Annotated in this window: 13 protein-coding genes; 9 read left to right on the top strand and 4 right to left on the bottom strand. The window is 72.6% G+C overall.

What is annotated here, in order from left to right:
• Positions 1-33: 33 nt before the first annotated feature.
• The 7 genes from NR112_RS06245 to NR112_RS06275 all read left to right on the top strand — a co-directional run bounded on the left by NR112_RS06245 (position 34) and on the right by NR112_RS06275 (position 9,170).
• Positions 34-2,418, top strand: a complete 2,385-nt coding sequence (locus tag NR112_RS06245; protein ID WP_256793125.1) for a DUF6049 family protein — start codon at positions 34-36, stop codon at positions 2,416-2,418.
• A 64-nt stretch (positions 2,419-2,482) separates the two neighbouring features.
• On the top strand, positions 2,483-4,429 hold the full coding sequence (locus tag NR112_RS06250; protein ID WP_256793126.1) for a hypothetical protein: 1,947 nt from the start codon (positions 2,483-2,485) through the stop codon (positions 4,427-4,429).
• 2 nt (positions 4,430-4,431) lie between these two features.
• Entirely contained in the window at positions 4,432-5,004 is a 573-nt protein-coding gene (gene sigM, locus NR112_RS06255; protein WP_256793127.1) for an RNA polymerase sigma factor SigM, read from the top strand.
• A gap of 219 nt (positions 5,005-5,223) precedes the next feature.
• A complete protein-coding gene (locus tag NR112_RS06260) occupies positions 5,224-6,153 on the top strand; it encodes a hypothetical protein (protein ID WP_256793128.1) in 930 nt (309 codons plus the stop codon).
• Positions 6,154-6,348: 195 nt separating this feature from the next.
• Positions 6,349-7,404, top strand: a complete 1,056-nt coding sequence (gene trxB, locus NR112_RS06265) for a thioredoxin-disulfide reductase (RefSeq protein WP_256793129.1) — start codon at positions 6,349-6,351, stop codon at positions 7,402-7,404.
• 79 nt (positions 7,405-7,483) lie between these two features.
• On the top strand, positions 7,484-7,813 hold the full coding sequence (gene trxA, locus NR112_RS06270) for a thioredoxin (RefSeq protein ID WP_028785244.1): 330 nt from the start codon (positions 7,484-7,486) through the stop codon (positions 7,811-7,813).
• A gap of 139 nt (positions 7,814-7,952) precedes the next feature.
• Complete coding sequence (locus NR112_RS06275) at positions 7,953-9,170, top strand: N-acetylmuramoyl-L-alanine amidase (RefSeq protein WP_256793130.1); 1,218 nt, start codon at positions 7,953-7,955, stop codon at positions 9,168-9,170.
• A 23-nt stretch (positions 9,171-9,193) separates the two neighbouring features.
• Here NR112_RS06275 and NR112_RS06280 read toward each other — a convergent pair whose 3' ends face one another.
• Entirely contained in the window at positions 9,194-9,850 is a 657-nt protein-coding gene (locus NR112_RS06280) for a GNAT family N-acetyltransferase (protein ID WP_256793131.1), read from the bottom strand.
• A gap of 195 nt (positions 9,851-10,045) precedes the next feature.
• Here NR112_RS06280 and NR112_RS06285 point away from each other — a divergent pair, with 195 nt between their 5' ends.
• A complete protein-coding gene (locus NR112_RS06285; protein WP_256793132.1) occupies positions 10,046-11,068 on the top strand; it encodes a glutathione S-transferase family protein in 1,023 nt (340 codons plus the stop codon).
• 68 nt (positions 11,069-11,136) lie between these two features.
• Here the strand turns inward: NR112_RS06285 and NR112_RS06290 are convergent, their stop codons facing one another.
• Positions 11,137-11,940, bottom strand: coding sequence for an alpha/beta fold hydrolase (locus tag NR112_RS06290; protein ID WP_256793133.1), 804 nt, complete (start codon positions 11,938-11,940; stop codon positions 11,137-11,139).
• Positions 11,941-12,043: 103 nt separating this feature from the next.
• The gene (locus tag NR112_RS06295) at positions 12,044-12,937 is read right to left on the bottom strand and encodes a metallophosphoesterase (RefSeq protein WP_256793134.1); all 894 of its coding nucleotides are present in this window, start codon (positions 12,935-12,937) and stop codon (positions 12,044-12,046) included.
• Between the two features lie 120 nt (positions 12,938-13,057).
• Between NR112_RS06295 and NR112_RS06300 the strand changes: the two genes are divergently transcribed.
• The gene (locus NR112_RS06300; protein WP_256793135.1) at positions 13,058-13,459 is read left to right on the top strand and encodes a nitroreductase family deazaflavin-dependent oxidoreductase; all 402 of its coding nucleotides are present in this window, start codon (positions 13,058-13,060) and stop codon (positions 13,457-13,459) included.
• A gap of 12 nt (positions 13,460-13,471) precedes the next feature.
• On the opposite strand, the gene NR112_RS06305 is transcribed toward NR112_RS06300, so the two are convergent.
• The gene (locus NR112_RS06305) at positions 13,472-14,332 is read right to left on the bottom strand and encodes an Fpg/Nei family DNA glycosylase (protein WP_256793136.1); all 861 of its coding nucleotides are present in this window, start codon (positions 14,330-14,332) and stop codon (positions 13,472-13,474) included.
• Positions 14,333-14,429: the final 97 nt, after the last annotated feature.

Consider the following 14,429-nt stretch of genomic DNA (forward strand, 5'->3'; position numbering starts at 1 on the left):
CCCGACACGAGGGGGCGCCGCGGGAGCCGCCTCGTGCGCCGTCTGACCGCCACGGCCGCCACGCTCGCGGCGCTCGGCCTGTCCGTCGGTCCGTCCGCGAGCGCCGTCCCGTCCCCCGCCGGGCCGAGCACGTATGCCGCCCGGCCCGGTGCGTCCGTCACCCACCGAGCCGCCGTGGTGCCCGCCAAGGACGTCGCCGTCATCGTGCTCGACACGCTGACACCGTCCGTCGTCGGGCCCGGCAAGGACGTCACGATCACCGGCACGGTCACCGCCCCGCTCACCGGACCGCTGTCCGGCCCGGAGGTCCGGGTCGTGCGCGGCGACGTGACGGTCACCCAGCGCAGCACCCTCGACGACTGGGCCACGGGCCGCACCGAGACGTCCGGCCGCACCGTCGACACGACGTCGCTGGCCACGGTCGCCGCCGGACAGACGCGGCCCTTCACCGCGACGGTTCCGTGGGAGCGGCTGCGGTCCGACGACGCCTTCGCGGCGGTGCCGATCTCGGTCGAGGTCGTCCAGGAGGGCGCGAGCGAGCCCACCGGCATGACGCGCACCTTCATCGCCTGGAACGGCCGCAAGGAGTACGTCCCGCTCAAGGTCGCGACGGTCCTGCCGGTGACCCTCGACCCCGCCGTCGCGCTCGCCTCGCGCGACGACGCGACCCGCCTGGCGGCCTGGGAGCAGGCGATCGGCCCCGACTCGCGGGTGGCCCGCATCCTCGAGGGCACCCGTGGCACACCCGTCGACCTCGCGCTCGACGCGTCGGTGCTCGGTCCCGACCTGGGCGCGGGCTCCGGGACGACAGGTCCGACGCCGGGTCCGACGCCGAGCGGGACGCCGACGTCCGGTGGCACCGGCACCACCACTCCGGCCCCGTCCGGCACCTCGGGCACCCCCTCCTCGAGCGCCACGGGAACCACGGGCACCCCGGCCCCGGGGGCCGGGACGAGCACCACAGCCCCCGAGGGCACCCAGACCCCGGCGGCCCCGTCGACGACGTCGACCGCGCCACCGGCCGGCACCCCGTCCGAGGCCACGCTGGCCATCGCGCGCCTCGGCGACGCGGTCGTGGCGCAGCTGGGCGGGCGCAGCGTCTGGGCCCTGCCGTACGCCGACGCCGACGTCGCCGCCACGGTCGGCGTCGACCCGGCGAACTCCCTCGTGCGCGACCTCGTCAGCCGGGCGTCCACCCTGGCGGCCCGGCTCGGGCAGCCGGCCCGGGCCGACATCGTCTGGCCGGTCGACGGCCTCCTGCCCGCCGGGCGTGAGCAGGGCATCAAGACGCTCCTGTCCGGCACGACCGTCAAGAAGGCCGCGGGCATCGTCGTCAACGCCGCGGCCGTGACGAGGGAGACGGCCTACACCCCGACCGCTCGCCGGGTCACGTCGAGCGGGACCCGGCTGCTCGCGTACGACGCGCGTCTGTCCGCGCTGCTGCCGAAGCGCACCGACCCCAGCCCGGTCCTGTCGGTGCAGCGCTACCTCGCCGAGACGCTCGTGCTGCTCGGCGAGCGCGCCGGCACGCCGCGCTCCGTGCTCGTCACCGCGCCGCGCACCTACGACCCCGATGCCGCCGACCTCGCGACCTTCCTCGCGGCCACGTCGAGCGCACCCTGGCTCGACACCGTCGACGCCGCGTCGCTGCTGACCGACAGCGGCAGCGACAAGGCCGTGCCGCAGACGAGGCCGACCACCCCCGTCGTGTCCGCCGCCCCGAAGCCCGTGCTCGACGCCCGCCGCCTCGCCCGGATGGCCGACCAGCGCGACACGCTCGTCAGCGTCTCGTCGGTGCTGCGCGACGGCGAGGAGTTCGAGCGCACCTACCGCGAGGTGCTCGACGGGCTCGCCAGTGCGCGGTGGCGCTGGAACCCTGCGGGCTGGGTCACCCTGGCCAACTCGGTGGACGCCGACATCAAGGCCGCGACGAGCGCCATCCGGGTCGTGCCGCGCACGAGCACGATCAACCTCCTCGCCGAGAACGGCACGCTGCGCATCACGGTCGAGAACGGCCTCGACTACACCGTCGAGGACATCCGCCTGCGGCTCGTGCCCGACAACCCCCGCATCCGGATCGTCGAGCAGCCCGACCCCGTGACGATCGGACCGTCCTCGCGCACCAACGTCCCCGTCGAGGTCGCCGCGGTGGCCGCGGGGCACGCCGAGATCCGTGCCTTCCTCACCACCGCGGACGGCACCCTGATCGGCTCGCCCGCCACGATCCCCGTGTCGGCCAACCCGCTCGACGCCGCCATCTACTGGGTGGGCGGCATCCTCGTCGGACTCGTCCTGCTCGCCGGCGTCATCCGCGCCGTGGTCAAGGGCACCTCGCGCGTCGACGAGATCGCCGACATCGAGGCCGTGACCGCGGCACACGAGGCGCTCGGCGATGCGGACGACCGGGATCACGTCTGAGTCGGCCTAGGATGGGTGGCGAGCCACGCATCCGCGCACGACATGACGAGGGAGGGTGACGCACGTGCAGGGAGTCGGACCCGGATCCGTCTTGGGCGGCCGCTACGCGGTCACGCTGCGCACCTCCGAGGGCACCCACCACGAGCGCTGGCGTGCCAACGACCACACGCTCGAGCGCGAGGTCGTGCTCGTCTGCTTCCCGGCCGGTTCCTCGGTCGCCGCCGCCGCGCTCGATGCCGCCCGCCGCGCTGCAGGAATCGAGGACTCCCGCCTCGTCCGGGTCCTCGACGTGGGCACCGACCAGGGCGTCGGCTTCATCGTCGAGGAGCCCCTGACCGGTGCCGTGCCCCTCTCGCACCTGCTGCAGAGCGGCGGCCTGTCGCCCGACGAGGTGCGCCGCCTGACGGGTGAGGCCGCCACCGCCCTCGACAAGGCGACCCACCGGGGCCTGCACCACCTCGCCCTGACGCCGAGCTCGCTGCTGCGCATGTCCGACGGCGCCGTCAAGGTCCGCGGCCTCGCCACCGAGGCCGCCCTCACCGACGCCGACCGGCTCTCCGACGAGCGGGCGTCCCGCGCCGACGCGGTCGGCCTCGTCAAGATCGCGTATGCCGGCCTGACCGGTCGCTGGCCCATGGTGTCCGTCGACGACGGGCTGATCCCCGCAGGCGGCCCGGTGGGCCTCGAGGCGGCCCCGACCATCGTCGGCGGCGTGGCCGCGCCGTCCGAGATCGCCGTGGGTGTGCCCAACGACCTCGACCTCATCTGTCGGATGACCCTCGGTGGTGGCCGCCGTGGACCGGTCTCGCCCGGTGACCTCGCCCTGCAGATCGCGCCGTGGCCCAGTGAACAGGCGTCGTCCGACGGCGCCACCGGCATCGGCCTGCGCAGCCGTGACGACCGCGAGTCCCTCGAGCCGACGCGCGTCATGCCGCCCGTGCGCGCCGGTGCCGCCGCAGTGGGTGCTGCCGGGGCGGCTGGGGCACCCAGTGCAGCCGGGGCGTCGACGGGCGGGGCTGGCGACTCCGGCCAGGCCAGCACGATCTTCTTCGACAGCGTCCCCGACGGACAGCCAGGGACGACGGCTTCCAGGGGCGCCACCACCGAGCGGGTCCAGGGCGGCGTCGCCGCGGCCGGGGCGGCCGCCGCGGGCGTCGCCGGTGCCATCGGCGACAAGGTCGGCTCGTTCGCGCGCGCCGCCGCCGACAAGGCCGCCGCCCGCGCCGCGGAGCGCCGTTCGGCCCACGACGACGACTTCGACGGCGAGGACATCGGCCTCGTCGACGCGCTCGACGAGGCCCCTGCGACCCGCCTCGAGCCGCCGCTGCCCGTCTTCGGCCGCGAGGTCCCTGAGGCCCCCAGCGGTGCCCAGTCCCGCATCGCCCTGGCGATCGTCGGGGTGCTCGTGCTCATCGCGCTGTTCATCGGCATCAGCAACGTCATGAAGATCGGCCAGCACGACGGCCCGACTCCCGCCGTCACGGTGACCCAGACGCGCACCCCCGCCGCCACGCAGGCGCAGGGCACGACGACCCAGGCACCCCCGAGCACGACCCAGGCGCCGCCTGCCGCGCCGGTCGGCGTCGTCGGTGGCACCGGCTTCGACCCCGAGGACGGCACCGAGTCCGACCAGAACGTCAAGCTGACCTTCGACGGCGACCCGAGCACGGAGTGGCGCTCCCGCTGGTACGGCACCGCCACCTTCAACGGCAACAAGGACGGCGTCGGGGTCCTGCTCGACCTCAGCGCGCCCACCGTCGTCAAGGAGGTCGAGCTCGTCCTGCCCGCCGAGCAGAACGTCACCGTCTACGCCACCGACTCCGGCTCGACGAAGTCGCTCGACGGCGCGCAGAAGATCGGCTCGATGGAGAAGGCCAACGGCACCGTCGTCATCAAGACCAGCGGCCAGCTCCAGCCGGCGAGCAAGATCCTCGTCATCGTCACCAAGGCGGCGCCCGCCGAGGCCGCGAACCACTACCGCGCGCAGATCAGCGAAGTGACGGTGCGCTGACCGTGAGCCCGGGGGTTGCCGCCCCGGTCGCCGATCTGAGCGACCGGGAGCTGCTGGCACTGCACGTCGACGGCGACGACCATGCCTTTGCCGAGCTCTTTCGCCGACACAAGGACCGGATGTGGGCCGTCGCCCTGCGCACCGTGCGTGACCCCGAGCTCGCGGCCGACTGCGTCCAGGACGGCTTCATCGCGGCCTTCCGGCGGGCCGAGTCCTACCGGGGCGAGGCGGCCGTCACGACCTGGCTGCACCGGATCATCGTCAACGCCTGCCTCGACCGGCTCCGCCGTCGCAAGCCGACCGCCGAGCTGCCGGAGTACGAGCTCGCCGACCGGCACGACCACCACGCCTCGACGGAGGTGCGCCTCGACATCCAGGAGGCCCTCGCCAAGCTGCCCGACGGGCAGCGGGCGGCGCTCGTGCTCGTCGACATGCACGCCGTACCGGTGGCCGAGGCCGCCGTCATCCTCGGCGTGGCCGAGGGGACCATCAAGTCGCGGTGCGCCCGCGGACGCGCGGCCCTGGCCCAGCACCTCGGGCTCACGCCGGGCGTCCGTCCCGTCGAGCAGGACTGACCGCGGTCCACGTCCGGCCTCCACGGGGTACGGGACGACCGGTGACCGGTCGGGCTCCGGGGCTCGCTGGGCACCGTTCGGGCACCGTTCTCCACCGGCCGAAGAATGGTTGAATCCGGTGGAACCCGACGGCCACAGGGGACCGTCGAAACCACGGCGACCGGCATACCCCTGCCTGCCCGTACGACCACCGCACGTTCTGCCTGAAGGACCACATCCGTGGACGAGTCCGCGCACACCCCTGAGCCCGACCCTCGCGTCCGCGACCCCGACGGACGTGCCGCCACCGAGCCGGCCCCTCCCGCCCACCTCGTCGCCCCTGTCGACGGCCTCGACCACGAGGTCGCGGACGACGCCCCCGTGCCCCACCTCGCCGCGGACGTCGAGCACCAGGTGCGGACCCTGCTCGCCGGCGCGGCCGACCCGGGGCCCATGCCCGACGGCGTGTCCGAGCGCATCTCTGGCGCGTTGCTCGACGCGGCTCGGCTGCGGGTCGACCCCGGACCGCTGTCCGAGTCGCGCTCCGGCTCGCACGCCACGGGGGCGAGCACCAGAGGGACGAACGCCACGGGGACGAACGACGTGGGCCACGGCACCGTGCTCGCTCTGCCGTCCCGCGCCGACCGTCCCAAGCCGATCTACCTCGTGGCCGCGGTGGCGGCGGCCGTCGCCGTCGTCGCCGTGGGCGCCTCGGCCCTGCACGTGACGAAGCGGCCCAACGGCGCGGCGGTCGTCCGCGACACCTACCCCTCGGGGGCCACGACGGCGCCGCCCAGCCCTGCGGCGACCGCCGGTGGGCTGCACATCCAGCTCAGCACGACGGCATACACCGCCGGCACCCTCGCCACGCGGGCCCGGGCGATGCTCGACCACCCGGGCCAGCCGATCGGCGACCTGGCAGCCGAGTCTCCGGGCATCGGGCCCATCGCGACGCCGATCGGGCTGGAGGCGTGCCTCGAGGAGATCGGGGCGGTCGGCGCGGCCGACCCGGCGCCCGAAGGGGTCTCGGCAGACCTCGCCACGTTCGCCGGTCGTCCGGCGGTCGTCGTCGTCGTCACGAGGGCCGGAGCCAGCACCGCCTGGGCGGTCGAGCGCAGCTGCACGACCGGCGCGCCGGGCCTGCTCGCGGGCGCCACGCCCGTCCCCTGAGCCCCATGCGATCACTGGCATCACGGACCGTCCCGCCACGCGGGCGCACCCGCGCACGCTGACGGGCGCGGGAACAACAACCGCCTAGGATCGGTTGAGGCCTATGCGGCTCGCGGCCTCCCGCCGTACCGGTTCCGACCGGTCACCGGGCGGGAACGAGCGGCCACGACACGAGTTTCACGAGGAGCAGCCCACATGTCCGACGTCCGCAACGTCATCATCATCGGCTCAGGCCCGGCGGGATACACCGCCGCCGTCTACGCCGCGCGCGCGAACCTCGCGCCCCTCGTCTTCGAGGGCGCCGTGACGGCGGGTGGCGCGTTGATGAACACCACCGAGGTCGAGAACTTCCCCGGCTTCAAGGACGGCATCATGGGCCCGGACCTCATGGACGGCATGCGGGCTCAGGCCGAGCGCTTCGGCGCCGAGCTCGTCACCGACGACGTCACGGCCGTCGACCTGACGGGCGAGGTCAAGACCGTCACCGACGGCGAGGGCACCGTCCACCGTGCCCGCTCGGTCATCCTCGCGATGGGCTCGGCCTACCGCGAGCTCGGCCTGCCCCGCGAGAAGGAGCTCTCGGGCCACGGCGTCTCGTGGTGCGCGACGTGCGACGGCTTCTTCTTCCGCGACCAGGACATCGCCGTCATAGGCGGCGGAGACTCCGCCATCGAGGAGGCGACCTTCCTGACGAAGTTCGCCCGCACCGTGACGATCATCCACCGCCGCGGGGAGCTGCGCGCCAGCAAGATCATGGCCGACCGTGCCTTCGCCAACGACAAGATCCGTTTCGCCTGGAACTCCGAGGTCGCCGAGATCCACGGCGAGGGCAAGCTCTCCGGCATCACGCTGCGTGACACCGTCACCGGTGAGACCCGCGAGCTGCCCGTCACCGGGCTCTTCGTCGCCATCGGCCACGACCCGCGCAACGAGCTGCTCGTGCCCGCCGAGGGAGCTGGCGGCGAGACGGTCACGCTGGACGACGCCGGCTACGTGCTCGTCGACGGGCGCTCGACCCGCACCAGCGTCCCCGGCGTCTTCGCCTGTGGCGACCTCGTCGACCACACCTACCGCCAGGCCATCACCGCCGCCGGCTCCGGCTGCGCGGCCGCCCTCGACGCCGAGCACTACCTCGCCGCCCTCGAGGACACCACCTCGCCCGCCGAGGCTGCTGCCGAGGCCGCCGTCATCGACGAGACGGACTCGGGAGCGATCCCCGACCCGCGCGTCACCGTCGGCGCCGACGCCTAACGTCGGCTCCGGCACCCGAAGGCAGCCCCGAGGCAACCCGAGCCAACCTGAGCCACCCCCGCGCCAACCACGAGAAGGAATCTCCATGGCACTGAAGAACACGACCGACGCCACCTTCGCCGACGACGTCCTCATGAGCGACAAGCCCGTGCTCGTCGACTTCTGGGCGACGTGGTGCGGCCCGTGCCGCAAGGTCGCCCCGATCCTCGAGGAGATCAACGAGCAGTACGGCGACAAGATCGAGGTCGTCAAGCTCGACACCGACGCCAACGTCGACACCGCCGCCCGCTACGGCGTCGTGTCGATCCCGACGCTCAACGTCTACGTCAAGGGCGAGGTCGTCAAGACGATCGTCGGCGCGCACCCGAAGCCGAAGCTGCTGCGCGAGCTCGAGGAGTTCATCGCCTGACGGCAAACGTCGAAGGGGTGGTCCACCGTCACGGTGCCACCCCTTTCGCGTACTACGCTGCTGACGGCGCCCGACCGCTCCGGACTGACGCACAGCCCACCCGCGACCCCTCCGGAGCCCCTCACGGAAAGGAGCCGGTATGACCCCACAGCAGTCAGTCGTGCTGCGGCGCGGCGACTCCGGCCCGGCCGTGGCGGCCGTGTGCGAACGCCTCGTCCTCTCGGGCGACCTTCCCGGCGGCTCGGGGCACAGCGACCGCTTCGGCGACGCCGTCTACGACGAACGCGTCGAGCAGGCCGTCAAGTCCTTCCAGCAGCGTCGTGGCCTCATCGTCGACGGCATCGTCGGCCGCTCCACGTATGCCGTCCTCGACGGCGCCCGGTGGGCGCTCGGTGACCGGGTGCTGCGGTACGTCCCCGAGCACTTCATCGAGGGCGACGACGTCGTGGCCCTCCAGTCCCGGCTCGTCGAGCTGGGCTTCACGCCCGGCAAGGTCGACGGTCTCCACGGACCGAGCACCGACGCCGCCCTGCGCGCCTTCCAGGCCGCCGTCGGGCTCGTCCCCGACGGCACCGTCGGACCGGAGACGATGCGGGCCTTCGCGGGGCTGCGCCGGTCGGTCAGCGGAGGGTCGGCCAACGCCCTGCGCGAGCGCGAGCGGATCCGTCGCAGCGGCTACAGCCTCAGCGGGCGCACCATCGTGCTCGACCCCGGGCACGGTGGCGGCGACGCCGGCGCCCAGGGCCTGCGCGGGCTCGTCGAGGGCCGCCTCGCGCTCGACCTCGCGCGCCGCATCGAGGGCCGGCTCTCCGCCCACGGCGTCAGCGTGGTCTTCACCCGCACCGAGGCGACCGACGGCGGCACCGACGAGGAGCGGGCGGCCTTCGCCAACTCCTGCGACGCCGACCTCGTGCTGTCGCTCCACACCGACCACTCCGCCACCGGATCGGCCCACGGAGCGGCCACCTACTTCTACGGCCACCCCGACAGCGCCGCCCACGCCGACTGGTCCGTCATTGGCGAGACCTTCGCCGACCTGCTCCTGCGCGAGGTCGTGGCCCGCACCGGCCTGACGGACTGCCGTGCTCACGCCCGCACGTGGCCGCTGCTGCGACGCACGCGGATGCCGGCGGTCCGCCTCGACTTCGGCTACCTCAGCCACGAGGGCGACGCCTCGGCCCTGGACGACGCGCAGACCCTCGACCACGTGGCCGAGGCCGTCGTCGTGGCCCTGCAGCGCGTCTACCTCGGCGAGGCCGACACGTCGCGGACCGGGGTCCTTCGCCTCGACGACCTACGTCGGCATCTCGAGACGATGCGCGCCCAGCAGGTGGGGGCCGAGCGCACCGTCGGCTGACCCGCGGCAGCCGTCTCGACGACTCAGCGTCGGTCGGTCACGTGGGCGTGGCTCGAGCCGTTGGGGTGCGTCTCGGGCACCGGCCGCACCCCTGGCACCCGATCCAGGGCACGGACGATCGCTGCTGCGGCTCCGTCGCGCAGCGTGACGACCGTGCGCAGGTCGATCCGCAGCCGCGGGTATGCCGGGTGGTCCCGCTCGACCCGGAAGCCGACCTTCTCGAGGAAGGCGACGTCGAGCACGCAGGCATGCCTCGAGACGGCGAGCGGGCGCGCCGCCACCGCCTCGAGGGAGCGCGTGCGGTGGCGCAGGGCGTCCTTCTCGGCGGACTGCACGAGGGCTTTGCGCAGTCCCCGTCCTGCGCACTCGGGCCGCGTGACCGCGGTGACGAGCATGAGCGTCGACGGGTCCTGCGGCGACGTCGGGAAGGCCGCGAGCCGCGCGACGTGCCGCGCCGGGGCGAGGACGACGTGCCCGGCCGGGGTGCCGTCCACGTAGGCGATCCGGCCCGGAGGTCCCCAGTCGGCCGTCACCGTCTCGACCCACTCGGCCAGCACGTCGAGCGGGTCGCCCGCGTCGGTGTGACCGTTGTGCGGCACCGTCAGCCAGAACGTGCACGGCGCACACACACCGACGAGGTCGCCGACGACGTCGGGCGTCAGGGGCCGGAGCTCACGCATCGCGTCTCCTCGCAGCCCTCATGCTCCCCATTCTGACCCGCCGTCCCCCCGGTCGGCACCATGACCCGGAGAACCGCCGTGTCGAACTGGTGTCAGGGTGACATCTCGAGGGTGTCGTGGCGGGACCACGGGGCGCGTCGGGCGTCCCGTGGCCGCTCCCCGGGTCACGCGGCATACCGAATTAGGGTGGGGAGCATGAGCGAGCCGGGCACCTATGTCGAGAAGAGCTTCAAGCGCGACACGAACTACATCACGACCCGCATCACGGCCGACGGTCGGGACGGCTTCCCCGTCGAGGCGGGACGCTACCGGCTCGTCGTCTCCCGGGCGTGCCCGTGGGCCAATCGCGCGATCATCGTGCGTCGCCTCCTCGGGCTCGAGGACGCGCTGTCGATGGGGATCTGCGGCCCGACCCACGACAAGCGCAGCTGGACCTTCGACCTCGACCCCGGCGGCCTCGACCCGGTGCTGCAGATCCCCCGCATCCAGGACGCCTACTTCGCGCGCGACCCGGAATACCCCCGTGGCATCACGGTTCCCGCGATCGTCGACGTGCCGACCGGTGCCGTGGTGACCAACGACTTCAAGCAGATCACCGTCGACCTCGAGACCCAGTGGCGCGACCTCCACCGTAAGGGTGCGCCCGACCTGTACCCGGAGGCCCTCGCCGACGAGATCGAGTCCGTGAGCGAGCCGATCTACCGCTACGTCAACAACGGCGTCTACCGCTGCGGCTTCGCCGGCACCCAGGACGCCTACGACAAGGCCTACCGCCGCCTCTGGGAGAACCTCGACCTGCTCGAGGAGCGACTGTCGACGCGCCGCTACCTCGTCGGCGACCACATCACCGAGGCCGACGTGCGCCTCTTCACGACGCTCGTGCGCTTCGACCCCGTCTACCACGGCCACTTCAAGTGCAACCGGAGCAAGCTCATCGAGATGCCGGCGCTGTGGGGCTACGCACGTGACCTCTTCCAGACGCCCGGTTTCGGCGACACGGTCGACTTCACGCACATCAAGCGGCACTACTACGTCGTGCACACCGACGTGAACCCGACGGGCGTCGTGCCCCTCGGCCCGTCCCTCGAGAACTGGGCGACGCCGCACGGTCGCGAGGAGCTCGGTGGTTCGCCGTTCGGTGACGGCACCCCGCCGGGGCCGCCGCGTGAGGTCGTGCCGCCGGAGCACAACCCCGTGCTCGCGCTCCTGGCCGGCTGAGCAGTCCCTCGACGGCGTATGCCGGTGGGTTGCCCTGTCAGGCCAAGCAACCCACTGGCAGACTCGGGTCAGGAGCGGTAGAAGTCCGCGAGGACCGGGGCGAGCACCGCCGCAGGCACCTGGTGGAACTCGCCCGGGAGCTCGACCGCCCGGGCGTCGGGCAGCGCGTCGGCGAGGACCACGGCCGAGTCGTGCAGGGCCGGCATCATCGTGCCGCTGCTGCAGACCGAGAGGAAGGGCACCGTCACGCGGCCCAGGGTCTCGGTGGGCAGGCTCTGGTCATCGCCGCCGAGACACAGGCCGTCGTACTTGACCGTGTAGGTCATCGCGAGCATCGGCTCCCACATCGGTGTGCCCTTCATGCCCTCGACCATCTCGTCGGGCATCCCCACGACGATGTTGTTGAAGTAGCGCAGGATGCCCTCCCGGTCACCGGCGGCCTCGAAGCGCTCGAGGGTGCCGATGTAGTCGTCCGGCGCCGGCCAGGCGTCGCTGCGGTAGGGCACCTCGATGGCCGACCCCTTGGCGATCGGGGCCCCTCCGGCAATCGCCTCGACGACGAGCGCACCACCGGACGAGACACCGAAAGCATAGGCGGGAGAGTGTGATTCAGCTGCGGCGGCGATGACGGCCGTGAGGTCCTCGATCTCCCGAGCGACCGCGTACGGCTGGGTGTCACCACTGTCTCCGCGTCCACGACGGTCGTACGTCACGCCCGTCAGTCCCAGCTCGCCCAGCGCCTGGGCGAGGTCCCGGAACGCGCCGCGGTCACAGAAGGCGCCTCCGACGACGACGGCGACGGGCCCCGTGCCGTAGGCCTCGAAGGCGATGGTCGTGCCGTCTGCTGATGTGGCCTTCTCGACCTGGCTCATGTCTGACTCCTCGCTGCGTGCGGTCCGCGTGCCGGACCCTCACTCCCCTGTCGATCGGGGGTCACGCTTCTCGACACTTTGATTTTCGAAACGGATGTGTGGTTCACGTGCGCTTCCGGGAGAAGACCTCCCGACGGTCGGCCTCCGGCACCGTCTCCATGAACTCCGTGACGGCCTCCGAGAGCGCGGGCCACGTCTCGTGCTGCTCGATCGGCACGACGGTGGCGACGACCTGGTCGGCGTGGACCTCGACGAGGTTCCACGACTGTGGACCGTCGACGCCCATGAGCAGCTCACGGGGCGCCCCGACGTCGTCGACGTAGCTGACACCCCCCGCGACGATGACCGGGACCGGACCGAGCGTGCCGAAGCTCGTGACGTGGAGGTGGCCGCTGAGGACCGCACGGACGTCGCTGCCCTCCACGACATCGCGCAGTCGGTCCACGTCGTCGAAGTCGAGCAGCTGCATCACCGGAGATCGGTACGTGATGGGCGCGTGGTGGATGACGAGGATCGTGCCGTGCCTCGCCGGCGTGGCGAGCTCCGCTGCCAGCCAATCGTATTGGTCGTCGGAGAAGCCGCCGTGGTGATAGCCAGGGACCGCGGAGTCGATGGCCAGGATGCGCAGGCCGTCGCAGTCGGTGACGGTGTCCTGTGGAGCATCCGTGTCGACGCCGTGGAGCGTGCGGGCCATCGGGCGACGTTCGTCGTGGTTGCCACCGGTCAGGACGAGGGCACAGCCGAGCCGCGTGACGACGGGGTCGACGATGGCACGCAGCAGCTCGTACGCCGCGGGGTCGCCGCTGTCGGCGAGGTCGCCCGAGATGACGAGGGCGTCGACCCGCTCCCCCGAGGACTCGACCCGCGCGAGGGCCTTGCGCAGCTGCGCCTCGGTGTCGATGTGGCCGCCGAGCAGTCCGCCACCGGCGATGAGGTGCGTGTCGGACAGGTGGGCTAGCACGTGGGTCGGCGCCGGCCGCGATCCGGTGAAGGCCATGGCGTCAGCCTAGGCTGGCGGGCCCGGCCGTGCGTGACGGGTGGCTCGCTGCCGTCATGGCAGGGCGCGTTCCGGGTGCCCGCGCGCGTCGCGGGTGCGAGGCTGGGGGCGGAGGTCCCGATGCCGATTCCTCGTGCGGTCACGCAGCTGAACAAGCGATTGCTCAACAAGGTCCTCGTCCACCTCGCGGGCCATGGCTGGTTCGTCGAGCTCGAGCACGTCGGGAGACGATCGGGACGCACCTTCCGGGTGCCGATCATGGCGTTCGATCGGGGCGACGTCGTGACGATCGCCCTGACCTATGGCCGCGGCGTCGACTGGCTCGCCAACCTCCGGGCGGCCGGTGGTGGGCGGATGCGGCTGCACGACGAGGTGCTGACCCTGAGCTCCCCCGTCGACCTCCTGGAGGACGAGGGCCGCTCCCGGATGCCGCAGCCGCCCCGGGCGCTCCTGCCCGTCCTCGGCTGTCACGACTACGTCGAGATTCCGATCCTGACGCGTGCGCCGTTCAGAGGCTGGTGAGTCGCGCGGGTCTCAGTGCCGGAGCTGGCACGCGGGGCACCAGTAGAGCCGTCGTCCGGCAATCTCCTTCTCCTGCAAGACATTTGAGCACCTCGGGCACGGTTGCCCGGTGCCCTTGTAGACGAGGAACCTCCGTTCGAAGGTGTCACCGAGCCGCTCCCCCGTCAGCCCTCGGCTGATCTCCCGGGCCCGCCCGGAGCGCTTGGCACGGGCGGCGGCCTCGACCTGGTCCGGGACGGTGATGATCTGCGAGAACACGCGACCGAGCGGCATGAGGAGCACGAGATCGGCCCAGATCTCGCGCCAGACCTCCTCGGACACGTCGACGCCTCGCGTGAGCGGGTCCACGGCCAGACGATGGAGCACCTCACAGCGGTAGACGTTGCCGACCCCGGCCACGACGGACTGGTCCATGAGCAGCTCCGCCACGGTGCGACGGCTCCGGCGCACCCGCTCCCAGCCGGCGTCCGCGCGTTGGCCACGCCGCAACGGGTCGGGTCCGAGCGTCGCGACGATCTCGCGCTGTCTCGCCCGGTCGACGAGGGTGCAGATCATCGGGCCACGGAGGTCGGCCCAGTGCTCGCGACCCACGAGCCGCAGTCGGACGGCTCCCACCGGGGACGGCGGTGCGGCGCCGGCGAGATGTTTCACGGGAAACATGCCGATCAGACCCAGGTGGACGTGCAGCGTCGCGTCCCCGATCTCGACGAAGAGGTGTTTGCCCCACGCCTGGGCCCGTTCGAAAACCCGTCCGTCGAGGCGATCGGCGTCGGCGGCGAACCTGCCCTGGGGACTCGACGCCTCGACCTCCTGGCCCCGGAAGGCCCGGTCGAGGCGATCGGCGAGCGCATGGACGGTGTGACCCTCGGGCATCCTCGACCTCCCTGCGCCCCTCGTTGCCCCGGTGGTGACTCGATCCTGCAGGACGTACCCGATCCGCGACGCACCGGGTCCTGGGATCGACATGCCA

The sequence above is a fragment of the Terrabacter sp. Ter38 genome, assembly GCF_024519435.1.
Lineage (GTDB): Bacteria > Actinomycetota > Actinomycetes > Actinomycetales > Dermatophilaceae > Terrabacter.